22 protein-coding genes and 1 pseudogene are annotated in these 25,585 nt (G+C 58.9%); 14 read left to right on the top strand and 9 right to left on the bottom strand.

Translation table 11 applies throughout. The features are described 5' to 3' along the window. Window positions 1–205 precede the first annotated feature (205 nt). The 3 genes from QDY28_RS23080 to QDY28_RS23070 are packed head-to-tail and all read left to right on the top strand — an operon-like array spanning window position 206 to window position 2,696. Window positions 206–958, top strand: coding sequence for a multiubiquitin domain-containing protein (locus tag QDY28_RS23080; protein ID WP_331383935.1), 753 nt, complete (start codon window positions 206–208; stop codon window positions 956–958). Further along, the gene (locus tag QDY28_RS23075; protein ID WP_331383934.1) at window positions 955–2,355 is read left to right on the top strand and encodes a ThiF family adenylyltransferase; all 1,401 of its coding nucleotides are present in this window, start codon (window positions 955–957) and stop codon (window positions 2,353–2,355) included. Before QDY28_RS23080 ends, QDY28_RS23075 begins: the two co-directional genes overlap by 4 nt. Further along, window positions 2,352–2,696 (top strand): DUF6527 family protein, encoded by a 345-nt coding sequence (locus QDY28_RS23070; RefSeq protein WP_331383933.1) that lies wholly within the window; start codon window positions 2,352–2,354, stop codon window positions 2,694–2,696. Before QDY28_RS23075 ends, QDY28_RS23070 begins: the two co-directional genes overlap by 4 nt. Before the next feature lie 6 nt (window positions 2,697–2,702). Here the strand turns inward: QDY28_RS23070 and QDY28_RS23065 are convergent, their stop codons facing one another. Both QDY28_RS23065 and QDY28_RS23060 read right to left on the bottom strand, forming a co-directional pair. Further along, the gene (locus tag QDY28_RS23065) at window positions 2,703–4,115 is read right to left on the bottom strand and encodes a S8 family peptidase (protein WP_331383932.1); all 1,413 of its coding nucleotides are present in this window, start codon (window positions 4,113–4,115) and stop codon (window positions 2,703–2,705) included. Window positions 4,116–4,924: 809 nt separating this feature from the next. Further along, window positions 4,925–5,854, bottom strand: a complete 930-nt coding sequence (locus QDY28_RS23060; RefSeq protein WP_331383931.1) for an AAA family ATPase — start codon at window positions 5,852–5,854, stop codon at window positions 4,925–4,927. Between the two features lie 355 nt (window positions 5,855–6,209). On the opposite strand from QDY28_RS23060, the gene QDY28_RS23055 reads away from it, so the two are divergent. Next, entirely contained in the window at window positions 6,210–6,707 is a 498-nt protein-coding gene (locus QDY28_RS23055; protein WP_331383930.1) for a gamma-glutamylcyclotransferase family protein, read from the top strand. Window positions 6,708–7,011: 304 nt separating this feature from the next. Here QDY28_RS23055 and QDY28_RS23050 read toward each other — a convergent pair whose 3' ends face one another. Then, window positions 7,012–9,282, bottom strand: a complete 2,271-nt coding sequence (locus QDY28_RS23050) for a hypothetical protein (RefSeq protein ID WP_331383929.1) — start codon at window positions 9,280–9,282, stop codon at window positions 7,012–7,014. A gap of 122 nt (window positions 9,283–9,404) precedes the next feature. Then, window positions 9,405–10,541 (bottom strand): RHE_PE00001 family protein, encoded by a 1,137-nt coding sequence (locus QDY28_RS23045; protein WP_331383928.1) that lies wholly within the window; start codon window positions 10,539–10,541, stop codon window positions 9,405–9,407. Between the two features lie 402 nt (window positions 10,542–10,943). Here QDY28_RS23045 and QDY28_RS23040 point away from each other — a divergent pair, with 402 nt between their 5' ends. After that, window positions 10,944–11,861 (top strand): recombinase family protein, encoded by a 918-nt coding sequence (locus QDY28_RS23040; RefSeq protein ID WP_028753534.1) that lies wholly within the window; start codon window positions 10,944–10,946, stop codon window positions 11,859–11,861. A gap of 314 nt (window positions 11,862–12,175) precedes the next feature. Here QDY28_RS23040 and QDY28_RS31035 read toward each other — a convergent pair. From QDY28_RS31035 to repA, 5 genes and pseudogenes are all read right to left on the bottom strand, one after another. After that, window positions 12,176–12,680: pseudogene (locus QDY28_RS31035) on the bottom strand (class I SAM-dependent methyltransferase); the annotation flags it as partial. Between the two features lie 23 nt (window positions 12,681–12,703). Next, on the bottom strand, window positions 12,704–13,666 hold the full coding sequence (locus QDY28_RS23035) for a hypothetical protein (RefSeq protein ID WP_028753536.1): 963 nt from the start codon (window positions 13,664–13,666) through the stop codon (window positions 12,704–12,706). 815 nt (window positions 13,667–14,481) lie between these two features. After that, window positions 14,482–15,696, bottom strand: coding sequence for a plasmid replication protein RepC (repC, locus tag QDY28_RS23030; RefSeq protein WP_028753537.1), 1,215 nt, complete (start codon window positions 15,694–15,696; stop codon window positions 14,482–14,484). A gap of 155 nt (window positions 15,697–15,851) precedes the next feature. Then, window positions 15,852–16,877, bottom strand: a complete 1,026-nt coding sequence (gene repB / locus QDY28_RS23025; protein WP_028753538.1) for a plasmid partitioning protein RepB — start codon at window positions 16,875–16,877, stop codon at window positions 15,852–15,854. Then, window positions 16,874–18,088, bottom strand: coding sequence for a plasmid partitioning protein RepA (gene repA / locus QDY28_RS23020; RefSeq protein WP_028753539.1), 1,215 nt, complete (start codon window positions 18,086–18,088; stop codon window positions 16,874–16,876). Before repA ends, repB begins: the two co-directional genes overlap by 4 nt. A 388-nt stretch (window positions 18,089–18,476) precedes the next feature. Between repA and traI the strand changes: the two genes are divergently transcribed. From traI to QDY28_RS22975, 9 genes are all read left to right on the top strand, one after another. Further along, on the top strand, window positions 18,477–19,103 hold the full coding sequence (gene traI / locus QDY28_RS23015) for an acyl-homoserine-lactone synthase TraI (protein ID WP_028753540.1): 627 nt from the start codon (window positions 18,477–18,479) through the stop codon (window positions 19,101–19,103). A gap of 11 nt (window positions 19,104–19,114) precedes the next feature. Continuing rightward, the gene (trbB, locus tag QDY28_RS23010; RefSeq protein ID WP_028753541.1) at window positions 19,115–20,092 is read left to right on the top strand and encodes a P-type conjugative transfer ATPase TrbB; all 978 of its coding nucleotides are present in this window, start codon (window positions 19,115–19,117) and stop codon (window positions 20,090–20,092) included. Beyond that, on the top strand, window positions 20,082–20,465 hold the full coding sequence (locus QDY28_RS23005; protein ID WP_028753542.1) for a TrbC/VirB2 family protein: 384 nt from the start codon (window positions 20,082–20,084) through the stop codon (window positions 20,463–20,465). Before trbB ends, QDY28_RS23005 begins: the two co-directional genes overlap by 11 nt. Further along, window positions 20,458–20,757, top strand: a complete 300-nt coding sequence (locus QDY28_RS23000; protein WP_028753543.1) for a conjugal transfer protein TrbD — start codon at window positions 20,458–20,460, stop codon at window positions 20,755–20,757. Before QDY28_RS23005 ends, QDY28_RS23000 begins: the two co-directional genes overlap by 8 nt. Window positions 20,758–20,766: 9 nt before the next feature. Further along, on the top strand, window positions 20,767–23,217 hold the full coding sequence (locus tag QDY28_RS22995) for a conjugal transfer protein TrbE (protein ID WP_028753544.1): 2,451 nt from the start codon (window positions 20,767–20,769) through the stop codon (window positions 23,215–23,217). Next, window positions 23,189–23,992, top strand: a complete 804-nt coding sequence (gene trbJ, locus QDY28_RS22990; RefSeq protein ID WP_028753545.1) for a P-type conjugative transfer protein TrbJ — start codon at window positions 23,189–23,191, stop codon at window positions 23,990–23,992. Before QDY28_RS22995 ends, trbJ begins: the two co-directional genes overlap by 29 nt. After that, entirely contained in the window at window positions 23,986–24,162 is a 177-nt protein-coding gene (gene trbK, locus QDY28_RS22985; RefSeq protein ID WP_028753546.1) for an entry exclusion protein TrbK, read from the top strand. Before trbJ ends, trbK begins: the two co-directional genes overlap by 7 nt. Window positions 24,163–24,166: 4 nt before the next feature. Then, window positions 24,167–25,345 (top strand): P-type conjugative transfer protein TrbL, encoded by a 1,179-nt coding sequence (gene trbL / locus QDY28_RS22980; protein WP_028753547.1) that lies wholly within the window; start codon window positions 24,167–24,169, stop codon window positions 25,343–25,345. Between the two features lie 71 nt (window positions 25,346–25,416). Further along, the coding region (locus QDY28_RS22975; protein WP_331383942.1) for a transposase at window positions 25,417–25,585 on the top strand (169 nt) is incomplete at its 3' end.

The raw sequence follows: 25,585 nt of genomic DNA, 5'->3' as shown, positions 1-25,585 counted from the left end.
GCTTCGGGCGCCAGCGTTGCCTATGGATTTCGCGGCGCAACGCATTCTACCTCCGTCGCTTGATAAGTCAAGCATGCGTGCTTGATGCTATTTTTATCAAGCATGCTATTTTTATGCTTGACAAACTTAGCACGCTTGAATGATGATGCACTCACTGACCGACCGCGGTGGGATAGTCAGCCAACCACAAACCCACGAGGGTAAAATGCGCATCATCGGAAATGAAAACCCGGCCTCCCGCATCGAGGATCTTCTCGAAGACATCCTTGATGAGATCATCGAATTGGAGACCTACGCCAAGGAGGGCAAGCGCCCGCCCCTCGCAAAGGGCTACCGCTTCAAGATCAACGACAAGTCGTTCGTCTGGGACAAGCCGTATATCACAGGCCGCGAAGTTCTCGTTCTTGCCGGACTGACCCCGCCGGAGAATTACACGCTTCGCGTCAAGCTCGCCGGCCACAAGCCGCAGAAGGTGGAGCTTGACGAGAAGGTGGACCTCCGGCATCCAGGCACAGAAAAGTTCCGCGCTATCCGCAAGGAACAGACCGACGGCGAAGTTCAGGGGCGGCGCGATGCGCCACTCCTGGACGCCGATATGGCCTTCCTGGAGGCCTACGGCCATCGCTTCGATATCGTCAAGGACGGCTCGACGTGGGCTATCCTTCATGAATTTCCGGTGCCCTCCTGCTTCGACCGTCAGAGCGTGTCGCTCGCGATCCGCATCGAGCAGGGTTATCCCATGACCCCACTCGACATGCTCTACGTCCATCCGAAGCTGTCCCGCATCGACGGGCGCGAGATCCCGCAGACGCAGGTCGAGCAGCCGATCGAGGGCAGGATCTTCCAGCGTTGGTCGCGTCATCGCTCCGGTGTGAACCTGTGGGTGCCCGGCGTCGACTGCCTGGAAACCCACGTCTTCCTCATCGAGGAGATTTTCGAGCAAGAGGCTTCCCGATGAACGTTACCCTCAGCATGACGGTCGACCAGCATGAAATGCTGCGTCATCATCTCTTCCCCGGCGACGGCCTTGAGGCCGCCGCCCTCCTGCTCTGCGGCGGAAGCGCTTATGGAGACCGTTACCGCCTCTCCGTTCGCGACGTCGTCTTGCTCGATCATGACAAGTGCAAAAGGCTCGACAACCGCATTTCTTGGCCGACCGACCTGATCATTCCACATCTCGATCATGCGGAAGAACTTAGGCTGAGTGTGGTGAAGGTTCATTGCCACCCCGGCAATTTCCCGCAGTTCTCCGAAATTGACGATGTCGGTGACCGCGAGCTGTTGCCGGTGGTCCGCTCCTGGATCGGCGCCGATCTTCCTCACGGCAGCATCATCATGCAACCCTGTGGACGGCTGTTCGGCCGCTATCTTTGGCAAGGCGACGAGATGCGGTCGATGGACATGATCAGCGTTGCAGGGCCTGACATTCGGCTCTTCCCCGCAAGCAGCCACAATCACAACTCTCCGTTCGCCCGATCTCAGGATCAGGCCTTCGGGGATGGAACGACGGCAACGCTTGCGAGACTGCGCGCCGGCATTGTCGGTATTTCGGGAACCGGCAGCCCGTTGCTTGAACAGCTCATCCGCCTCGGCTTCGGCGAAATCGTCATCATCGACCCCGACACCGTCGAGGAACGCAATCTGAACCGGATCTTGAATAGCAGCATCGCCGATGCCCGCGCCGGTCGGCTCAAGGTCGATGTGGCCGAGGCCGCAGCGATCGCAAGTGAGCTTCCGACGAAGATCATCAAGGTTCCAACGACGTTGATGTCACCGGCGGCGATCCATGCCCTATCGGTCTGCGACGTCATTTTCGGTTGCGTCGATACGCATACCGGGCGCTTTGCGATGAACTTGGTCTCGACATACCATATCATCCCGTATTTTGACATCGGCGTCATGCTTGATGCCTCCAGCGACGGCGATACAGCGGGACGAATTCGCGACATCCTGGGCACAATCCACTACATCGTCCCCGGACGGTCGAGCTTGATTTCCCGTGACGTGATCTCGCTTCGCACCGTTGCGCAGGAAGGTCTGGCCGATTCCGATCCTGAAGCGGAAGCACAGCAAGTTCGCGACAAATATTTCCGCGGCTTGAGTGTGAGCCGACCTGCGGTGATCAGCATCAACATGTTCGCAGCAGCCTTGGCGGTGAACGATTTTCTGGCACGGATACACCCATATCGCCAGATGCCGAACAGCGATGTCGGCTCGATAGAGTTCAGTTTGGGTCGGTTGCGTCTGACGGCAGACGAAGAGCTGGAAGATTGCGCACTCCTGCGCCCGTGGCTCGGCCACGGCCGGATTTCGCCGCTTCTTGGCTTGCCCGAACTTTCGGAGGCGCGTTCATGACGTGGTTCCAAGATGCCGCTCAATACCTGGCGGGGACATTCCGCCTACTGCTACGCCGCCCCTACCGCGGCGTGGTCCGCGAAGGCAGCATGCCGCGGTTTGTTGCCCCGAAGACCCTCTACATTTTGAACGAAGACGGCGACCCGTGGCAGGCGACGATGATGTGCCCCTGCGGATGCGGCGCTGTCCTCGAGATGAACTTGGTGCCTGACGAGAAAGCCGTCTGGCGCGCGAAGGTGGAAAAGGATGGAACAGGCACGCTCCACCCTTCGGTCTGGCGGCAGGTTGGTTGCCGCTCCCATTTTTTCATTCGTAACGGAAAGATCCGCTGGTGCGATTGATGCGGACTACCTGCGGATCGGAATTTCGACGACCGGACGCAGCGGTTCGAGCTGCGTCTGATACCGGCGAACGATCTGATCGTAGAGATCCGCCACGCGCTTTGCCTTAACGCTGACAACCAGCGCGTAGCGTAACTCGTCTTCCGGTTCGAAATCTCGGCTTTCGAGGCGGGCATTATAGTGGATGTCGAAGGCCGGATTACGCAGACTTTTTCCAAGAAACCCGACAGAGGCGTGGAGCGTGTTCTCCCATTTCCAGGCGTCCCGGCGCAGATCCCCCTCCGTCAAGCCTTTCTGGGCTTTGCCGAAGAAGCTCTGTGTATCGGCATGCAACTTCTTGTCTTCTTTTCGCTTTGTATCCTTTGGACGGAACGCGATTTCCAAGCCGGCCCGTGTGTAGTTGCCTGGATGATGGGGGTCCGTCAGGGTCTTATAGCAGATCGTCGCCGTTATCTGGACCTTGCCCTCCATTTCGGCGACCGGAACCGGGATCGGTGCCCTCACGTAGCTGCGGGCGGAGATAGTACCCTGATAGATGACGCGGACGGTGTCATCGTCACACAATAGAATGTCGTCCATCGTTCTGGCGACCCGACCCCGGCCGACCTCTTCAGCAGAAATCGACGTTTCTTCGGCTGTATGTACGAGCAATGCTCTTACCGCAAGCATGTCGACATTGGCGCCAAGATGGGCCTTCACGCCGGCGGCTACCCTCAACAGGCTCGGTGCGGCGAAGGAAGTTCCTCCGGTCACCTCGAGCTGTGGCCTTCCGTCCAAACTTGCAACCAGGAACGGTCGCTGCAGCGAGCCGCCGAAATCGACAAGATCAGGCTTGATGAGACCTGGGCTTCGGCCAGGACCGACAGAACTGTACGGCGCCCGTGCCCAAGTAGCGTCGGGGCTATCGGCGGCGCCGACAGCCATCGCGTTCACGCAGTCGGACGGCACCTGTATTCTGTTGAACCCCAGTGCCGCATCCCCCTCTCCATCATTTCCGACGGCGATCGTTGCCAGGGTATCGTTCCTCGCAAAGCGGTCGTCGAGCACCGCGGTCCACGCGTGTACATCGTCATCCTCAATAGGAAGATTCGGCCCAAGACTGATGTTGACCAGATCGAACTGCCGAGCAAGCAGCGTCTGATCGATCCGGTAGAGCACCTCGTAAAGCCCATCCGGATCCTGGCTGGGGTCGGTGTCGAGAACACGATAGTGCTCAACCGGCGCGTAAGGTCTTGGAAGCGGTTTGGTCGGGTCGATATGGCCGAACAGAAATGCCGATGTGACATGGACACCGTGACGGCGAAGATCCTCATGCGAGCTGCCCACGCCAGTCGTATCGATTGGCGTGGTCCAGGCTGTCACCGGATGATTGTCTGGTACACCACCATCAAAAATGGCGACCCTGATTCCCGGATCCATTGGTGCTTCCGAAGGATATTGAATCTGAGGCGAAGGGGTCGCGGCCGCTCGAATAGTTGGTCGAAGCACCCTGAGGGTCGGCATCTGCCGAAGTGCGCGGACCGCTGTAAATATCGCAATGTCCTCGGCGCGTTCACTTGGCGCGGTCAACTCGACAAAGCAAAGCCCGCCAGCATAAAAGCGGTTGCCCATTGGGGCATCGATCCCAAGCTCCGCAAGATATGTCCGAAATGCGCGAACGATTTTCTGTTCGCCAAGAAGTTCATCAGTGTGCAGCACCGCTTCAAACGTCACACTCCCCTTTTCCGGCAGATGGCCTTTCAGCTTATCATCTGCGTCAGGAGCACCAATTTCCTCGATAGAGATAATCCCGTTCGTTGCGGTGGACGCGTTATTCCATTGCGGCATCGCGGAGCTCCAGCTGCGCAGCGATGCCCTTGGGCCTATCACAAAGATCTCGGTGGTCAGGGTTTCTTCTGCCGGCCGGCCAAGCGATCGCTTCTGCGGTGTGATCGATCTCGTACGGCTCCCGACGGCCTCAACGCCGACTTGCTGGAAGAGCTCCTTCGGATAGAACGACTTTGCGATGTATTCCGGGTTGAGAACTACCGACAGAACTGCCTTGTCATCGGGGCATGCCGCTGCTGGCAAACTGTCGACCAGAGACACCGCACGGCTCAGCATCGGTGCCAAGCGCGAACGGGATTCGAAAAACGTGTAGGGATGCTGTTTGGGGGAACCACCTCTGACGCCTGTGACAGAAGATACCAGGCGCTCGCCTTTTCCCAGGAGAAAATTCTGCGTCGCCATCAACCACCCTTTCGTTTGCGCGGGCTTGCTTCAGCACGCGAATGACTGCGCACGGTGTCCCGGGCGACGCCGGTCAACTTCTGCACGCTCCGCTGGGAAAGCCCACCATCAACCAACATCGTCGCGAGATTGATGCGCTCTGACTTTGACAGCTGATCGGGCGAAATCAGGGCTTGTAGGTGGGTCTCCAGCGCATCTCCGGAAATCGCAGCGGCACGGCGCGCTCGCTCTACAGATTGCCTGATGTCGCTGAACGATTGACCGTGAAGGGCGATCGAAAGGACATTCGCCCAGTGATCGGCGTTTTCATCATGGGGCTGAAGCAAGCCATTGACGAGCTCCTGAATTGCCGGTCGCTCTGGCATCGGAAACTCAACCTTCATCTCGAAGCGTCGCCAAACAGCTGGGTCGAGCAAGTCGGGATGATTGGTGGCTGCGAGCAACAGCCCAGGCGCCGGCCAATCATCGATCTGTTGCAAAAGTACAGTCACAAGCCGCTTCAGTTCGCCAACCTCGTCGCGGTCGTCCCGACGCTTCGCAATTGCATCGAGCTCATCTAACAGGAGAACGCAGTCCGCCTGCTTGGCATAGTCCAACACTTGGCGAAGATTTGCGCCGGTACGGCCGAGATAGCTGCTCATAACCGCCGCAAGATCGAGGATCATCAAAGGCTTGCCGAGCCGTTTTGCCAACCATCTTGCGGCAAGAGTCTTGCCGACCCCGGGCGGGCCGACGAAAAGTGCAGTCCTGGTCGGATCCAGCCCTGCCGCGTCGAGCGCTTCGAGCCGGCCTCGTTCCGCAATCAGCTGGTCGAGCGCGACGGAAACCTCCGTGGCTAGCACTGGCGGATGATCGAGCTCGATACTCTCCTCAATCTTCAGAAGATGAAGGCGCGAATCGGAATCAACCGGCATCGGGACTTCGGCCATCCGGCGCAGCGGGGTTTCTTTCGAGGGCGCTTCTCGAAGAAGAGCGGTCAGCGAACTGGAAAGCTCAGGCTTGTCCGTCCGTGTTTTGCGCGCAATGCGTTGCACCAACATCTGGATATCCTGAGCTCGGCCGGCGAGAGCCAGGCGCGCAAGGCTGATGATGTCGGAATCGAGATCCGCTTTTGCCGTCGTCATGTGTGGAAATCCTCGTATGCTTACGTGCAGTCTCACCTAAAGTGGACGAGAATTCAATAACGGATGGTAAATTTCTTCCATTTAAGCCACAACCCATTGCATTTGATGATTTATATGATGGACTATAGGCTTAGTGGGACGTTTCATGATTGGAGGTAATATGCTCTACTTCGCCTATGGATCCAACATGGATCCGGATCAGATGATTGAGCGTTGCCACGACGCGAAGCTCATTGGCCTCGGCTATCTGCCGGATCACATCCTTTGTTTTCCGCGTCGATCAAAAAACCGCGGTTGCGGGGTGTCGTCGGTCACTCCGAAAATTGGCCACGATACTTGGGGTGTGGTTTGGGAGCTAAGCGACAAAGATTTTGCCTCGCTCGACAGCAATGAAGGCTACCGTCGCGACAGGGAACCGTCCGCAAACGCCTACAATCGCCGGACCATCAAGATCAATCTGAACGGAGAGTGGATGGATGCCGATACCTACTTAGCATCGCCTCAGGAAGGCTTGCATCTGCCGAGCCTTGCCTACCTGGACCAATTGCGGAACGGGGCGACCCATCACGGTTTGCCAGAGGCATATCGGAACTACCTCGCCGGCTTGCCCGACGATCTGTCGATTCAAAACATGCCGGCCAGCTCCCACTCTGACTAGGCGCCAGCCGAGCCGTGCCAAGTCAGTGCCGTTGTGGCTTTTCGTTTGCCATTTCGCACCCGAAATTGTCATGTCCGGGTGGTTTAGCGGTAAAATGAGGGGCGATTTTCGCTAACGATTTCACTCCCCTCCCTTCCGACATGCATTGGTGTGCTTGGGGAGGCTGGCGCGCGATACCGCCAACCCCACGATGCTCAGCGCGGCAAATCCTGCGCCAGTGGTGCTCTAAGCTCGGCCTTTCTCCAAGCCCCTTGCGAAGCCAATCGAACCGAACTATTGCTGCAGATGTGAAGCGAATGGGGCGTTAACGAAGCTCTGGAGCATTCTCCAGTTCCAAGACCTGCGCCACTTCGTCAGCGGTTAGTTGAAAATCACGGCGAAGGCGGGTCAACCCTGCCAAAACCTCGTCACGATGGCCAGGCAGGCGCCGCAAAAGATCCAGTCTCATAAGTTCATAGAGCGCGTTCCCTGGAGAACGCTCGACCAATCGGCCCGCTACCGACAAAGCGCCGATCTTCTCGCCGGCAAACCAGAGGCAGCCGATCAGATGACGAGCGCCTGTATCGTTCTGAGCAGGCGCAATTGTCCCCTTCCGCACGAGTTCGAGAAGCGAGCGATGGCTCGCACCTTCAGTTGGGAAAGCCAAATGTAGAACTAGCCCGACATAGTCCCGGTTTTTGATCAAATGCTGCGCCGCATCGATATCTCCCGAGCGATCAGCAGCGTTTAACTCAGCCGACACGATCGCAAGCAGGCGCTCGTCTATTGCGTCCAGATCGTCCTTGAAACGCTGCGCGAACAGGTTCAGATCGGGATTCCAAATCACGCTCGCCATAGCCAGCCGAAGTTCGAGCTCCTCTTCAGGTGACACCGCTACAATGAGAGGTTCGATCTCATCGCCCATCTGGGCGAAGACCCTCTGATTATTGATACGTAGAAGTCCCTCATGCCGAACGAAGATCCGGAAGTGCCCAAGTATGGCTTCACGCCTGATTGGCCAAGGTTGGCCGCGCTTTGCACCAATTGCAAGTGGCCCCATAAAACGGGGAACATCCCATTCGGCCAGCATCCCGAGCGCATGGATCACGATCGGTGCGCTGGAGAGGGGACCGCTTTGCTCGATGTACCGGATAAGCAGTTCGGCGGCTCGGTTCGGATGGCCTCGGCTAGCGCTTAACAGCAAATCGATCAGCAAGACGGCATGGGTTTGTGATGGCGCTTCGATGAGCGCCTGCAGCAGAACACCGTGCGCGATTGTAAAGGTCGTGCGATCCCATCGGCTGCTGCTCCCTGCTGAATGTTCGACCGTAAACTCCTCACCGCGATTTTGGGAGAAACCCGATCGGAAGGCGTCTAGGGCGGTTTCCTGTTTTTCGATGTCTTCGCTAAACCAACCGGCCATTGTCTGTCTAAAGTCGTCTGGGCCCCAATCGTGGACACGCTTGAGTTCAGGATCGGGATCCGGCTTTGCAACCGGGTCATAGGCAACAACTGAATTCAAACGGACAGGAATACCGCCGCGCACGGCTTCCCCATCGGCCCGATACAGCGACAGGTAGACACGTTCACTACAGGCTGCGAAAAAAGCGTGTCGCATGACTTCGAAAAAGTTGTGCAGATCCGCCAGATCGACGCTGTCCAACAACAAAAACACGGCCGGCAGGACCTGCATCGGATCGATTTCGAGATGACCTCCAATCTGATCCCGAACTGGTCGATATCGGCTGAGGACGGGCTCAAACTGGTATCCGGACAAGAACGTCGCGAGAGCGGGAGATGGACCGCCCGCTTCAGCCGCCATCAGATCGTTGAACCCGACCATAGTTTGAAGCGCTCCCGATGCAGTAGGTCGTGTTATCAGACAATCTGCAAAACTCACCACGTCGGTGACAAGACGTGACAGAAGGATACGCCGCACGCGAGGGAAAGCCGCGAATCGATCGAGCGTCACTCGATCCCAGTGGATCCACCGTGCGATCAGACTAAGTTGAGCGGCGCGGTGATGGATCGGCGTGTTGCCCGAGCCGGCTATCGTGCCTGGTCGAGTCATTGCAAGGGAGTCCGAAGCGTATTCCGCACGAGCCGGAAGAGCCGACTGCTGGAACTGAGCAAGTGTCGATAGGAAGGCAGGATCTGCCAGTTCCGCCGGCGGAGATGTTAACGGCACAAAGCCGGGAAGATTGAGGGGTGCAAGCAGACCATAGATCTCAGCTGCGCCCTCAACGAAAGTTCCAACTTTGCTCGTCTCAATGTCATTCCAGAGTTCAATACGTTGTCCGAAATCCAGATCCTGGACATGTGCTCCCAGCTTGTGCCGCGCCGTCTTGAAGTATTCGTCGAACCAACTGGCGTAGGATTCTTTCGCCTCGTGAAACTTCTGATCAGATCCGAAGGTCCGGACCAATTTCCTGATCTGACGAGCATGAGCTATGACGTCATACGCCCGGATCAGTATATGCCGCGCTAGCAGGCGCGAGCTCCACGCATCCGGAGCGTTGCTTGCCAGAGCGAACGCGAGCTGGAGCTCCTCAGCGAGAAACCGCAACTTGTCTAGGCGGACGGATAGTTCGGTCATCGCTGCTCATTCCCCCAATTTATGTTCGATGGACATAGGAGTCGTTATATCCAGCTTTAGACACCCGTGGCCACTCCCGCTCCCGGTCGCGCCCACCACCTAGACATCGACTTTCGCCTTTCCTAGATCACGCCCCACGCCCGAAACCTCCCCCTCCCCGTCATCTCCCGCAGACCCAACTCCAAAACAATCCGCCGCGCCGCCTGTGGAGTGACGTCCAGCGTCTTCGCCACCATCCCGGCCGACACCAGCGGTTTCGCCATCACCAGCTCGACCAGCTCCGGCAGCTTTGAAGACGCCCGGCGTCCGTCAAGCTTTCGCTCGAACATCTTGCGCGCCAAGGCCAGCCGGTCGTGCTCTTTCAGACCGAGCTCGGAGGCCGCTAGAAGGCCGTGGGCGATCGCGAGCAGTCTGGTCTCCCGGTCGCGATGACGGCGCCGATCGACGGGAATGGTTTTCAGGCCGAGATTGATGGCGGCAAGATGGGCACCGGTGGTAACCCCGGCCTGGCGCAGGATCGAGGCGGCCAACAGCCGGCCAAGCCAGGGCGCGTGCTGAAGGACGGAAAGCTCGTTCCAGGCATCGAGGGCGACGATGGCCTGCAGCACCGCCGGCAGGTTTTCTACCTGGCGCACCACGCTCCGCCATTCGTCAAGCCGCGCATCCTCGTCCCAGTCGATATCATAGACGAGCGGATCCTTTTCCGCCGCGCCGCCACGGCCGGGCCGGGTCGCGTTCTCGATCGCAGCTTCGGAACGGGCCAGAACTGCATCGATAGCGGCGTAGTCAACGCCGGGTAGATTTTCGATGTCGTCATCGTCGCCCTCCCCTTCCAGATCGAGCGCAACCGTCTGCCGGGCCGCCGTGGCGACCGCCGCCTCGTCAGCGTCGGCCGATGTGATCTCTGTGGTTTTTCTTAGCGTGCGAACACCATCAGCCGATAACGCCCAGCCGGGGAGTTGGCCAGATATGCGTCGGCGGGTTCGCAGCACGTCGCGGGCGATGGTCAGCTCATGGGTAGGTGTGCGAATATCCTTCGTGGCGTCGTGGAGGACGAGGTCTTCGAGATGGACGAGTTCGCCGTCGATCCACAGCGAAGCGCAGGCGTCGGTGAACTGGGATCGTTCGAGGAAGCCTCCCCCGACCGGCGAACGGGCGATGCGCTCGTCCAGACGCGTTAGAGCGACACCGGCGTCGAAGGCCGGCCGCATCAAGGTCGTCATGCTGATTTTCGTAAGATCATAAGCCATTGAAATCATGGTAAATGATTTGTTAAAGGAACTCTATATGAATATTGCGATTCCTCACATGGTATGACTTTTAGTTGGTGCCATCACCTCCGATAAGTACTGCGTATCGGGGGTGTAAGACAGGCCGCAGCCTAGGTTGGCACCTCCCCTCTCGCCGGCACTACGCCAACGGCACTCTTGCCGCCAATTCGCTTCCCCTCCCCTCCTCAACTTCCCTTGCTTTCCGGCGTTTCCGCCAAGGAAGCCCGCTGGCGCACGTTTGTCGCTGCGGACGCTCCGATACCCATGCGCAGCCGCATTTCGAGTCTGGTGGGCCGTTCTCAAACAGATAAAACACGCTTGCAACTGACCATTTTCTCACGCGTTCTTTATCTGTACAAACTAACTTGAAACGAGACTGTTAAAGGCGCCATGGCAAAGCGACAAACCGTTAACATCCACCAGCCTCCTAAGCGGCTGATCGGCTACGCCCGGGTGTCCACGGACGATCAGATCCACGATGCCCAGATCGATGAGTTGCGGGCAGCCGGCTGCGATCGGATCTATCAGGAGCACGGCTCCGGCGCATCGCGGGCTCGACCGGTGTTGACGCGGATGCTCGGCGAACTCACCGCGGGCGACGTCCTGGTCGTCGTCCGCCTCGATCGACTGGCCAGATCGGTGAGCCATCTCTTGTCCGTCATCGAGGACCTCGAGGAGCGGGTCGTGCATTTCCGGTCAATACGGGACCCGATCGATACGTCAACGCCACAGGGCATGTTTTCCCTCCAGGTCCTCGGCGCGGTCGCGCAGCTCGAGCGGGCGCTGATCGCCGAACGCACCAAAGCCGGCATCAAGGCGGCGAAGGCTCGCGGTAAACTTCCTGGCAACCCGGGCCTGCGAGAACGGCGTCCGGAGGCGATCAGGGCAGTTTCACGAGCGCGGGAGAAACTTTATCTCGATGAGCTCATCGCGTCGGCGCAGATGTGGCTGCCAATGGTGCGACAACTGCGCCCGCAACATAGCTGGGATAATGTCGTGCGGGTACTCAACCGTCGCGGTCACGACTGGACCGTCGAGCGCCTTCGTCGCGCCGTTCATCGCCTGGTTCGCGAAAAGCTCGCGGAGAAAGAACTTCTGGCCCGCTCCCCGCGTCGCGCCCCCGAGGACCACCTCATGAAGTTGGCGGCGGCGATCTCTATTGCCGATCCCGATCTGTCACTTCGCGACATTGGCGCGCAACTGGACCAGATGGGAGAACGGCCTGCGCGTGGCGGCAAGAAGTGGCAGCCCTCATCCGTTCGAGACCTGCTGGACGAAGCCCACCGCTCTGGCCTTATTCGCCGGTGACAGCGCAATTCATCGGGCGAGCGCCGGCTGGGTGTTTCGCGCCGCTATCCGATCGCATCGACGTCCACACTTGGCTTTTGAGGATCTGGAGCGCTAGGCAACGGTATTCGCCATCGGTCCGCAGCTACGGTGGACAGCTTTCAACCTGGCACACGGGCGCTAGTTCTTCCGGCGCCTGCGATGGCGGCGGCCCGCCCATCGAGAGGGAGCGTGGATCGCGGCGCAGGTGCCCGCGGTGATGGCGGCGACTTCTCATACGGAAGCGAACCCGCCGCCGAGCCGTCGAGACGGGCGTCTCCCCATGTTAGTCCCTTTCAGCTTGCCGAATTGCGCGCGGCGACGATCCGCGCCGTGTCGTCAATCATCACCGACCGCATGCCGCGGCGGCCGCGAAGGCGACGCGGGCGGGGATGTCGCCAGGCTGATAAGCGAGCGCGCGTGCCAGCGGGCCGCCGTTAGGATGCCCTGGTCGCCGAACAAGAAGGGCCAGGCGCTTCGGGATCGGGCGGCGCCGTCGACGGGACCATGCCCATGATCGCGCCCATCGAAGCGCAACCAATCGTTCTCGTCCGCGCCGCGCCAGCAGACGAAAGCGACCCACCCGCACGGCCGCAGCGCGCGGCGCATATGCGCGCGAATGCCCCTTTAGAATCGTCTAAGAACATCGCTCCGAAACGAGAGAACAGGATGTCGAACGCGCCCTGGCCGACCGGCGTTCCTGGCGTCGGCCACCGGGCACAGGACTGGCCTATCCTGCGGCGCTAACGCGCGCACTGCTGATCAACGGTCGGATACGTCCACGCCCAGCACGTTTCCCCCCGACGCCAGTGGCCAGATGCCAATCAGCTTAGCTCTATGATTAGCGCATCGAGGCAAGCCAAAGCGTCCCGGCTGCAGATCGCTTGGAAGGACTGCAGCGAACGCTGGCCGCTTTCAAACTCGGCTCGCATCTTTTCCAGAACGTCATTGTGATAACGCGCAAGCCACACGTATTTACGATGGACGTTCGGTCGATGCGTTGTGCCTAAGTTCCGGCGCAGCAAGTCAGCGTGCCTTTCCATGAATTGAAGGTAACTCGCGAAGTCGTCGAATTCCCCCTCGCCGGCAGTCAAATAGTCTATGTACCGCGTACCGTCCTCGCCAACTCGAAGAAGTCCGTTGACATAACTCGCTTCCTCCTCCGGATCGTGATTTTCATTATGTAGGCGACTGTCCGCGAGGAAGAGCCTGTATGCGGCTTCGTCAATGACAATCCGCGGATACATGGCTTCCTCGCTCTCGATTTCGTAAGCGCGCACCATCGCCGGTCCGAAGATTGGGCCTTTTCCATTTAAGCCAACATGCACGTCTCCGATCGCGACCCCGGCTCGGATCAATACTCCGCTGTTAATGCATTGTATCTGGATGTGGAGAAGGTCTAGCAACTCGTTGAACAGCGCCCCATCAGCATATTGCGTATCAAAAACACGGACACGCACCACCGCGTCCGACACCGACTCCGCGAACGCTCGACTGCTCAGCCGGACGTCCTTCATTCGTCTCGCGGGTAACTCATCTGGCGTGGAAAATTCCCGCAGATCGAGAATGATGTTGTGAATCTCGGCAGGAGTTCTCGAATTGAGGAGCGCCTGGAAACCCAGCACGTCGATGAAACTTACGATCGCAGGTTCATAATTGGAGGCATTGGCGCGAGCCTTCGATTTCTCCCGCTCGACCTTTTCTCGCTGCCGCCGCCCTTGCGCAACAGCTTTATCTAATTTCGCACGAAAAGCAGCAATTTGATTAGTTGGAGTTGGTTCGGTCACTTTATCGCTCTATTGATGGAAGCACGGTGCAGGACGCTGATAACGCCTTGCCGCTAGTAGATCGCCTAATATGCGGATGGCAAGTTATGCCGGCCTGCCCAGCCCCAGCGCTGCTTCCAAGTTTACTGCTCCCCTCTAGGATCCGCTCGGAACCTCTTTCGTCGATCACCATTGAGGGGCATACCTCACCTCACGACTTATGCGCTCCAGCTGCCTATACGTCTCTTCCAGAATCCATCTCGGGAGTACACTCAGATTTACGCGGAAGTAGAGGTCATTGAGTTGAAATGGCCGTCGCCGAAAGCCCTTTTATTTCAAGATATTAGGACGGTGGTCAGCTGACCACCGAGGAACATGCCATCGCGCACCCGCATCAGGCCTCCCTTTTTAGCGGCTTCAAAGGGATCGATTTGGTCAAGCGAGCCTTGAGGAATTTGCCGAGATAGAGCCGAGCATCAAGCCTCTGACCGACTTGCAGTGGCTCTCATAGCCCCGCGTTGCCTGTCCGCCAATAGAAGAGGTCGTCCTCCACTACTCGCCGCACCGGGCACTAGGAGGCAGTACGTCGAACCACACAGAGACGCCGACACAAGGTAAGCCTCCGCTCAGACGTCCCTCGTTCCTGGCCGGCCGATACCGTTGGCCTTGGCCTTCCGAGGTGCGATCGATTGCCTTCGCCACCAAATGACATGACAGCAAGACTTGACCGCGTTTGCGGTGCTCATCTTCGAAAGCCATTGTCCGCCAAAGTGTTAGATTTGTGGTCAGCTGACCACGACCGAAATCGTGAAGGCTTGGATGCCGATCGGGCAAACCTATCCAGCTTTCAAATTCTTCCCCTGCCCGTTGGCCTTCAGCAATGCCATTATCATCGGTCCAAGCGAGAATTCCCCCCGCTCACTGCGCCGCGTCAAATCACGCAGGTAGCCTCCCGCCGAGTTGATGAAATTCGCTCTCTCCAGGATGCACGCAACCGCCACCGCCGCATTTTCCGGGCCCAGCCCCTCGCAGGCATCCTGATAGGCGGAAGGGCTAACCCCCAGCACAGATCGAACGACCACCGCAGCAGACATCAGATCACGCCAGCTCGCGATGCCCCCCGGCGCGTAGTCCACGATCGTCGGGCATGCCTTGAGCACCAACCCTAATGGGAAAGCCCTTTGCTGTTCATTCTTCGGTTGGCGGCTCGAACTCGACTTTGCCCCCTGCTCCTTTTCAGAGCTAGGTTCAAGTTCACTGAAGGATTCGGATTTTGAATTCTGTATGTGCTGCTCGCTATGAGCGCCATTGGTGCTAGTATTTTGAGAATTTTCGAGCGTTTCCAATCGATTGAGGACTTCCTCGCGAAGCATCTCCATTTCATCAAGGATGGTCGTGGTGCCTGCGAGCGTCGGAACCCGCGGAATTCGTCCTACAAGCGCCACGTAGACGTCCTCGATCGATTGCCAATCTCCATCAACACCCTCTTCCATCGCTGCGGTGATGAGCTTGCGGACATCGCGGCGGCAGATGGTCAGGTTTTCTCTTGCGTGTCTCAATGCCGCTCTATCGGCCGTCACTTGCTGCGCCAGCATCGCCAACTCCTCGGCGCGTGCCAGCAGCGGCGACAAATCGAAGCCGAAGGCGCTCTCGATTTCGCCATCACCGTTCTTGCGGGCGTAGCGCTTACCATTGGCGCTATCCTTCCGAACGATGAGACCCGCTTCCACCAAGATGGCGATGTGTCTGCGCAAAGTCGCGCCCGCCATTGCATGCGCCCGAAGTGCAAGCTGAGCATTCGAGGGGAAGACGATCAGTTGCGCGTCCTGGCGCAACTCATTCTCAGGATAGAAACTCAACAGCGCGTCAAGAACCGCGAGGCTATTGGACTGAATTCCCAGCAACTCCATAGCCGCGGAGGCATCTCTGAAGACCTTCCACTTGTCCGCTGTCTTGCCTTGCTTAATCTCAGCCAAGGCCGCCTGGCGCCGCACGAGCGCGAGCGTCATCGGCCGCCGCCCGAATGGCGTCGTCACACTTCCCGTCTGCATCGTCTTTCACCTTTCAGCAGGCAAAAGAAATCCGCTCACCAAAACGGTGCCAAAGACTCTTGACGAAGATTCGAGGAAATGCGATTCTGTTCGTGCTAAAGAGACAGAAGGGCTTCCACGACGGCAACGTTGAGGGGGCTCTTTTCTTTTGCGGGTTACTCTCCCTGTTTCTGTTGATGCTTGGCACGGTGCTCTTGATAAAGCGCCGGCAAATGTTCGAGTACAAAGGCGGCAAACTCAGGCGTCGCCTTCCTGTCGATCGTGATCTCCAGCTTGCTCTTGCTCTGTGTCACCTGCGCAAGTCTGTTCCCATCCGGGGTCGACATGACCTCCGGCAGACCGCGCGCAATACGACGCGGCTTCAGGTGTCCGATCACCGCCTTGAACCGATCCGCTGATGGCAGCGTCTGAGCCTCTGCCGAACTCGCAAATTTGACGGCGTCCGCTGGCGACCCTGCTTTCTCGACCAGTTCGGCGAGTTGTTGCCAGCTGGGGCGACCGACTCCTGGAGCGGCCCCAATTGCGTCGATCAGCTCGGAGGGGAGGGCGTCGACAAGTAGGAGCATCTTCGACAGATTGCTTTTGTCGATCGACATGGCAGCGATGACGATTTCTCGCGAGAACTGCTTGTTCAGCTGATGCGCGAAACGCGCCTTTTCAATAAAGGTGAGGTCTTCGCGTTCGTTGTTTTCCTGACCCTGGGCCACGACCAATTGCTCGTCCGTCAAGTCGCGAACGACCGCCTTGACCGGCAGTCCGAGCTCTGACACGGCGCGCAGGCGGCGATGGCCGAAGGCAACCTGGTATCGGCCACCTCCTTCCGGATGAGGCCTCACAAGGATTGGGACCTGCTGTCCTTGCTCCCGGATCGACACAAGGAGACCGTCGATATCACCTTGCATACGATCTTGAACGAACGACGGCTCGATTGATGATGGGTCCAGTTCAACGACGGCCTGACCTTCCGCGAGCCGCCGTTCAATCTCCTCGGCACGGCCAAGACGATCATTTTGCTCACGCAGTGCGTTGCCGATATTTGCCGTCAGCTTGGTCGCAGGATCACGTTCTTTTCTCGCCACGCCGAGAAGCGGCATCGACCGAGTCTTGGCCGCTCTATTGTCAGCGACTGATGTAGTGTCGGGCGCGTCTGTGGAGACGCCGAGAAGGTGCTTCCGACTCATGTGGTTCTACCCCAGGCTTTTTTGATCAGAGTCTCGATCTCGTCGTTGACAGCGTTCATCGCCTCCAAGGCGCGATCGTAGGTCGAGCGCGTAAACTGACCACGCTCAACCTCGAACAGCGTCTGGTTTGTCAGGCCAGCGTCAGAAACAGCAGTTGTCTTGAGCATCGGAAAGTTGAGCACGTTTTCACCGAAGATCGAACGAAGATAGCCAACCATCTGGTTTTGGGGCCCGTCACTCGGTTCAAAGCGCGTGATTAGATAGCGCATCCAATTAAATTTGAACTGAGCGCCCGCATTCTCGATCTCGCGCAGGAGATTCGAGGTCATCGCCAGGAACTGGTTCATCGACATCACGTCCAACATCTGCGGATGGACAGTGACCAGGATCGACGTCGCGGCGGTCAAAGCCGAAAGCGTGAGATAGCCCAGTTGAGGAGGGCAGTCGATGACCACGACATCGTAGTTGTCCGCGATGTCTTCGATGACTTGACTGATACGACCATAAAAAAGCGTGTCGCCTTCCTTCCGGCTCATCAGGGCGCGCGGGGTGTCGTGCTCGAACTCCATCAGTTCAAGATTACCCGGAATGAGATGGAGGTCCGGAATGTAGGTTCCTCGCACAACCTGCTCGATCGGAACCTGCTCGTCATCGTACCTGATGGCGCCATAAAGAGTCTCATTCGGACCGACGTCCGTTTCTGGCTGACTGCCGAAGAGTGCGGAAAGGCTTGCCTGGGGATCGAGATCGATTGCCAGGACGCGGTAGCCACGCATCGCCAGATATTGCGCCAGATGCGCGGCTGTCGTCGTCTTGCCCGAGCCACCCTTGAAATTCATCACCGAGATAACTTGAAGCTGCTCGCCCTCGCGACGATGGGGCAGGTAGCGCCGGTTCCCGCGGCCGATCTGGTCCAGGTGCTTGCGGATTGCATGGATATCTTCGATCGTGAACGTGCGTCGACCGCCGGGGCTCATGCTCACGTGCAATTCTGGCATTTCCGAAGCAGTCTGCCTAAGATAAGACTCACCGATGCCGAGCAGTTTTGAGACCTCTGACGGCGCAAAGGATCGAATGCCTTTTTCAGCCGTGGGCGGGAATACCTTGAGATGATGCGCCTGAAGTTGGCTGGAGAGGGCGTCGGCGTGACGCTCCATCAATGCGGTCAGTCCTTCAACGACTGGCGCTGTTTTTGCGGCGGTCTTCGCCATCTCAAAACCCATTTCCTGCAAGTGGCGGTATTTTTCGCGAAACCGGTAAAGTTCCGCCACTAACCATTAGAGCCGATTCTGAATTTTGAGCAAGCGGTTTTAGGTTAACGAAAGGTTAACGCCGCCGCGCCAGAAACATTGATAGCCCCCGATTTTCCGTTAATATTCGCGGAGTTAACAGGCCCGGCCTTTGGCTATGTTCTCGATCTGTTTATCTGTGAATCCTGCAACCCTAACTAGCCGCATTGGGCGTGATGGGACCTGATTTCACCAAACTCCGCGGCCACTGCCGCCCGACTCACTCGCAAAACATTGCAGGATCCTCCAACTACCACGCAATTCCGTTCCATGCTGACTTCTCCGCCGATCAACGACGACGGAGAAATTCATGCAGGTTTTCGCGCTCAACAAACCGCGGAATGTTCACGAAGCTCAGCTCATCCAGCAACATCACCAGCTACGCGCTCGCGTCTTCTCGGAGCGGCTGGGCTGGGAGGTCAACGTCGTAGATGGTGAGGAATCGGACGGCTTCGATTCTCTTGACCCCACCTACATCCTGGCCGTTTCCGACCTGGGCAACGTTAGCGGTTGCGCCCGGCTTCTGCCGGCCGCCGGCCTAACGATGGTGGCGAACGTCTTTTCGTCGCTGCTACCGAGCGACGGACTGAACGCACACCCTGCAATGATCGAGAGCTCCCGCTTCTGCGTGGACACGACCCTTGAAGAGGGCAGGGGGGCAGGCTCGGTGCATGAGGCAACGCTGACGATGTTTGCGGGCATCATCGAGTGGTGCCTCGCAAACGGCATCACCGAGATCGTGACTGTGACCGACCTGCGGTTCGAACGCATTCTCGGACGTGTCGGCTGGCCGCTTCAGCGCATCGGCGATCCGAGCCGTATAGGCGTGACTACAGCCATCGCGGGGATCCTTCCGGTGAACGTAGAAACATTTCTGAGGCTCCGTCCGTCCAGCTATCGCTCGCAATTTGATGGTCCGCTGGGTCAGGCAGCATAAGGGAGAAAACCGTGAACCAGCTTCGTTCTCATCCTCGACTCGTGCGCAAACTTCAGGAGGCGCTGGGCGATCAGCTCTGCGTCGCGCTCGACGATTCGACTGTTGTCGAAATCATGCTCAATCCGGACGGCAAACTGTTCATCGAACGGCTTGGTCATGGCGTTGCACCCGCCGGAGAAATGTCGTCCGCAAGTGCTGAAATGATTATCGGAACCGTGGCGCATTCGCTCCAGTCCGAGGTCGACAGCGAGCAGCCGATCGTCTCCGGCGAACTGCCGATCGGTGGCCATCGCTTCGAAGGACTGTTGCCTCCTGTGGTCTCCAAGCCGGCCTTCACCATTCGCCGTCGCGCCTCACGCTTGATCCCGCTTGAGGATTACGTGCGCTCGGGCGTGATGAGCGAGCAGCAAGCGTTGACGATCCGCAGCGCGATTTCGTCTCGGCTCAACATCATCATCTCCGGCGGCACCGGCTCGGGCAAGACGACGCTTGCCAACGCCGTCATCAACGAAATCGTCAAGTCGGCGCCGGACGACCGCCTCGTCATCCTCGAGGATACCGCGGAGATCCAATGCACAGCCGACAACGCTGTCCTTCTCCACACAAGCGATACTGTCGATATGGCGCGGCTCTTAAAGAGCACGATGCGGCTGCGTCCCGACCGGATCGTCGTCGGCGAAGTCCGTGACGGCGCTGCGCTCACTTTGCTTAAGGCCTGGAATACCGGCCACCCTGGTGGCGTCGCGACCATCCATTCCAACACTGCAATGTCGGCGCTCCGCCGCCTTGAGCAACTGACCGCCGAAGCCAGCCAACAGCCGATGCAGGAGGTGATCGGCGAGGCGGTCGATCTCATCATCTCGATCGAACGGACGGCAAGGGGCCGACGCGTTCGCGATGTCATTCAGGTCGAGCGCTACGCACACGGCCAATACGAAATCGAATCCGATGAGCTCACGGAAGAACAGGAGGCGCGTCATGTCGCGTAAGAACGCTACTATCGCCGCCGCGCTCCTTGTAGCGCCGATCGTCCTGGCGTCGGTTGCCCCTGCATTGGCGAGTTCGGGCGGCAGCCTCCCATGGGAAGGACCACTGCAACAAATCCAGGAATCGATCACCGGCCCGGTTGCCGGTGCCATCGCGCTTGCAGCAGTGGCGATCGCCGGCGGCATGCTGATCTTCGGGGGCGAACTCAACGATTTCGCGCGGCGGCTCGTCTATGTGGTGCTTGTCGCCGGCATCCTTCTCGGCGCGACGAACATCGTCGGCCTTTTCGGCGCCACCGGCGCCTCGATCGGAGCGCCTGACGAGCGCGCCACGTCCATCGATCCAAGCTCAGCAGGGGAGGGGGGTCATGGCTGAGACCTTGTCCGGACTGCAACGCAACCGCATTCACCGCGCCCTGTCGCGCCCGAACCTGCTGATGGGCGCGGACCGGGAGCTGGTGCTGCTCACCGGGCTTGCTGCCGGCATTCTCATTTTCGTAGTGCTGACGGCATACTCCGCCCTTTTCGGCGTTGCCATTTGGATCGTCATCGTCGGCGTCTTGAGGATGATGGCAAAAGCAGACCCGCTCATGCGGCAAGTCTATGTCCGCCATATCTCCTACAAGCATTACTACAAGGCGACCTCCTCGCCGTGGCGTCGGTATTGAGGAGGAGACATGGTCGCGCTCAAACGCTTCCGGGCCACTGGCCCGTCCTTCGCGGATCTCGTTCCCTATGCCGGTCTGGTCGACAATGGTGTGCTCCTGTTGAAAGATGGGAGCCTAATGGCCGGCTGGTACTTTGCCGGCCCGGATTCCGAAAGCGCGACGGATCTGGAGCGCAACGAACTCTCGCGCCAGATCAATACAATACTGTCGAGGCTCGGAAGCGGCTGGATGATCCAAGTCGAAGCGGTCCGCATTCCGACGTTCGACTATCCGTCAGATGATCGTTGCCACTTTCCCGACACGGTCACGCGCGCGATCGACGCCGAACGGCGGGCGCATTTCGCGCGCGTGCAGGGACATTTCGAAAGCAAGCACGCGCTCGTCCTCACATATCGGCCGCTCGAGTCCAAAAAGACGGCGCTCAGCAAATACATCTACTCGGACGAGGAGAGCCGCAAGAAGAGCTATGCGGACACGGTGCTGTTCGTCTTCAAGAACGCCGTGCGCGAGATCGAGCAGTATCTTGCCAACACCCTGTCTATACGCCGGATGGAAACGCGCGAAGTCGTCGAGAGGGGAGGGGAGCGGGTCGCCCGTTACGACGAGCTGCTGCAATTCGTTCGCTTCTGCATCACCGGCGAAAACCATCCGATCCGACTGCCGGATGCGCCGATGTACCTCGACTGGATCGCCACCGCCGAGCTTGAGCATGGGCTGACACCAAAGGTCGAAGGCCGCTTTCTCGGCGTCGTGGCGATCGACGGTCTGCCGGCGGAGAGCTGGCCGGGGATTCTCAATAGCCTCGACCTGATGCCGCTTACCTATCGCTGGTCATCGCGCTTCATTTTTCTCGACGCACAAGAGGCGCGGCAGAAACTCGAACGCACCCGCAAGAAGTGGCAGCAGAAGGTAAGGCCGTTCTTCGATCAACTCTTCCAGACGCAAAGCCGCTCAGTCGATCAGGACGCCATGAGCATGGTGGCCGAGACCGAGGACGCCATTGCCCAGGCTTCCTCACAATTGGTGGCATACGGCTACTATACCCCGGTCATTGTCCTCTTCGATCACGATCGCGAAGCCTTGCAGGAGAAGGCAGAGGCTGTCCGCCGGCTGATCCAGGCCGAGGGTTTCGGGGCGCGGATCGAAACGCTCAACGCGACCGACGCCTTTCTCGGCAGTCTGCCGGGCAACTGGTATTGCAATATCCGCGAACCGCTGATCAACACCAGCAACCTTGCCGATCTCATTCCACTCAACTCTGTCTGGTCGGGCAGCCCTGTCGCACCGTGCCCATTCTACCCGCCGAACTCTCCGCCGCTGATGCAGGTGGCCAGCGGCTCGACGCCGTTTCGCTTGAACCTCCATGTCGACGACGTCGGTCACACGCTGATCTTTGGGCCGACCGGTTCGGGCAAGTCGACGCTGCTGGCACTGATCGCAGCGCAGTTCCGGCGCTACGATCGCGCCCAGATGTTCGCCTTTGACAAGGGGAACTCGCTCCTGCCGTTGACACTCGCCGCAGGCGGCGATCACTACGAGATCGGCGGCGACGCTCACGAAGAGGCGCTGGCCTTCTGCCCACTCTCGGAGCTCGCGACCGATAGTGATCGCGCATGGGCGACGGAATGGATAGAAATGCTGGTTGCGCTGCAGGGCGTTGCCATCACTCCAGATCACCGCAACGCTATCTCGCGTCAGATTGGTTTGATGGCGAGCGTAGCCGGCCGATCGCTTTCGGACTTTGTGAGCGGCGTTCAGATGCGCGAGATCAAGGACGCGCTCCATCATTACACGGTCGATGGACCGATGGGTCAGTTGCTCGACGCCGAACAGGACGGTTTGACCCTCCGCGCCTTCCAGACCTTCGAGATCGAACAGCTGATGAATATGGGCGAGCGCAATCTCGTGCCCGTTCTCACCTATCTGTTCCGCCGGATCGAAAAGCGTCTCGATGGCTCGCCTAGCCTGATTGTCCTCGACGAGGCCTGGTTGATGCTCGGTCATCCGGTGTTTCGCGACAAAATCCGCGAATGGCTTAAAGTGCTGCGCAAGGCCAACTGCGCCGTCGTGCTTGCCACGCAGTCCATCTCGGACGCTGAGCGCTCCGGAATCATCGATGTCCTGAAGGAATCCTGCCCGACGAAGATCTGCCTGCCGAACGGCGCCGCTCGTGAGCCTGGGACGCGCGAATTCTACGAGCGGATCGGCTTCAACGAGCGGCAGATCGAGATCGTCTCGAACGCTACTCCCAAGCGCGAATACTACGTGGTCACCCCCGAAGGCCGGCGGCTATTCGATATGGCGCTCGGCCCTGTGGCGCTCAGTTTTGTCGGGGCCTCCGGCAAGGAAGACCTGAAGCGCATCCGCGCGCTCCATTCCGAACATGGCCACGACTGGCCGATCCACTGGCTTCAAACGAGAGGAGTTCACGATGCCGTATCGCTGCTCAACTTCGAATAGATTGCTCGCCGGTCTGGCGGCAGTCGCATTGATGGCCGGCACCGCCGTGCCCGCAGATGCCGGCACCGCCACTGGTGCCGCCACAGAATGGACGCAGGTCCTGAACAACGGCGAGTTGGTCGCGTTGGTCGGGAAATCGGGCGAGCAAATTCAGAACCAGCTCACCCAGATCAGCCAGCTGGCGCAACAGATCGAAACCCAGCTCAATATCTACCAGAACCTGCTGCAAAACACCGCGACGCTTCCCTCGCATACGTGGGGACAGGTCGAAAGCGATCTCAATCAGCTTCGCAGCATCGTCGACCAGGGCCAGAGCATCTCATTTTCCATGGGCAATGCCGACGATGTGCTGCAGCAGCGCTTCCAGAGCTATTCCAGTCTCAAGACCAACCTGCCTAACTCCGAGAGCTTTTCGTCAAGCTATCAGACCTGGTCCGACACCAACCGGGACACGATCGCCAGCACGCTGAAGGCCGCGAGCCTGACGGCAGAGCAGTTCGACACCGAAGAAGGCACGATGTCTTCGCTGCGGTCCATGTCCGAGACCGCCGACGGGCAGATGAAGGCTCTGCAGGTCGGACACGAGATCGCCGCGCAGCAGGTCGCACAGATGCAGAAGCTTCGTGGCCTGGTATCCCAGCAGATGACCATGATGGGCACCTGGCTCCAGACTGAACAGACCGACAAGGACCTCGCGCAGGCGCGTCGCGAGAAATTCTTCAGCGGAACGGCACCGTCCACCTCCGGCGGCGAAAAAATGAAGGTGGAATGGTGAGAACAAAATCGATCCTAGTCGCAATCGCGATTTTCCTGGCGGCCGGCAGCGCTGGCATCTGGCTGCTCATCTCCGAAAAGCAGGTTGCTCAGGAGCGTCGTGACCAGTTCTTCGGCTCGTCGAAGAAATATCCGACCTCTGGCGGCGAAAAAATGAAAGTCGAGTGGTGAGGAGATGACGGCAATATCTCTTCAACGGCTCAGGGCTGCGATCCTGCTCACGACCTTATGCGTGCTGGCGGCTCAGCCAGCCCTCGCCCAGGAAGGCTCGGTGCTAACCTCATTGCAAAGCCAGATTACAACGGCCGCGAAGGGTTGGGAAACAACCGTCATGGATGCGGCGAAGTCGCTTTTCTGGATCCTGGCAACGATCGAGATCGGCATAGCTGCCGTCTGGCTCGCGATACAAGCTGCATCGCTCGACAGCTGGTTCGCCGAGCTCGTCCGGCGGATCATGTTCGTCGGCTTCTTCGCTTTCGTGTTGGCACAAGGGCCGACCTTCGCCAAGGCAGTAGTTGATAGCCTGTTCCAGATCGGCGCCGGAGGCGGCACCGCTTCGCCGGCCGATGTCTTCAATGCCGGACTCGCCGTCGCCACCAAGATGTCGGAAAAGATCCAGTTTGGGCTTTTCGAGGACAATGCGCTGGCGATCTCTGCCGCTTTTGCGATGGTCGTCGTTGTCATCTCGTTCTCGCTCGTCGCCGCGATTTTCGTGTCTGTCATGGTCGAGATGTATATCGGCCTGCTCGCCGGCACGATCATGCTCGGCCTGGGCGGTTCCTCCTATACCAAAGACTTCGCTGTCCGATATTTGATCTATGCTTTCTCGGTCGGAATGAAGCTCATGGCACTGGTCATGATCTCGCGGATCGGATCGGAGGTTCTGATCGGATTGGCAAACCAACCCGACATTGGCGAACAATTCCAGACCGCGCTTGCGATTGCCGGCATTGCCGTCGTCGTTTTCATTGTCGCGATTTATGTGCCGAACATCATGCAGGGCGTTGTCCAGGGCGCCTCGGTTTCGGGCGGAATGGAGGCGATCCGCCACGGCGGCCAAGCGGCATCCTTCGCCACGGGCGCCGGGTTCCTTGCAGCGGGTGCGGCGGGCGCAGGCTTTGCGGCTGCCCAGGCTGCTCGCGCTGCTGGGTCATCCGTTGCAGGTGCAGCTCTTCGTGGTTTCGGTGCAGGAATCGGGTCCGCGGGAAAAGCGGCGGGGTCCGCTGCCAAGGAAAAGGCCATCGGTTCTCCCGGAGCCTATGCCGGATCGATCCTCGGTCTCGCTAACGCCAAGCTCGACCAAGCGCGCAGCGGGCATAGCGGGCCGAAGCCACCTCCCGAACGCAAAGACTAGGGTCCGGACCCATAATTGGCTTTCCTTGAGCGCTGAGACATGATTCATTGCCGCGACGAAAGGGCGGTGAGATGTCTGATTTCTTTTGGTTTTCCGATGCGCAGTGGGAACGGATCGAACCGCTGCTGCCAACGGATGTGCGGGGCAAGCCGCGCGTGGACGATCGTCGCGTGTTGAGCGGAATCGTCCATGCCCTGCGATGTGGTGGCCGCTGGGCGGACTGCGCCGACGTCTATGGAC

The organism is Rhizobium sp. BR 362, assembly GCF_036528765.1.
Taxonomy (GTDB): Bacteria; Pseudomonadota; Alphaproteobacteria; order Rhizobiales; family Rhizobiaceae; genus Rhizobium.
The sequence above is the reverse complement of the archived record's forward strand: the minus strand, read 5'-3'. Positions and strand labels throughout refer to the sequence as shown.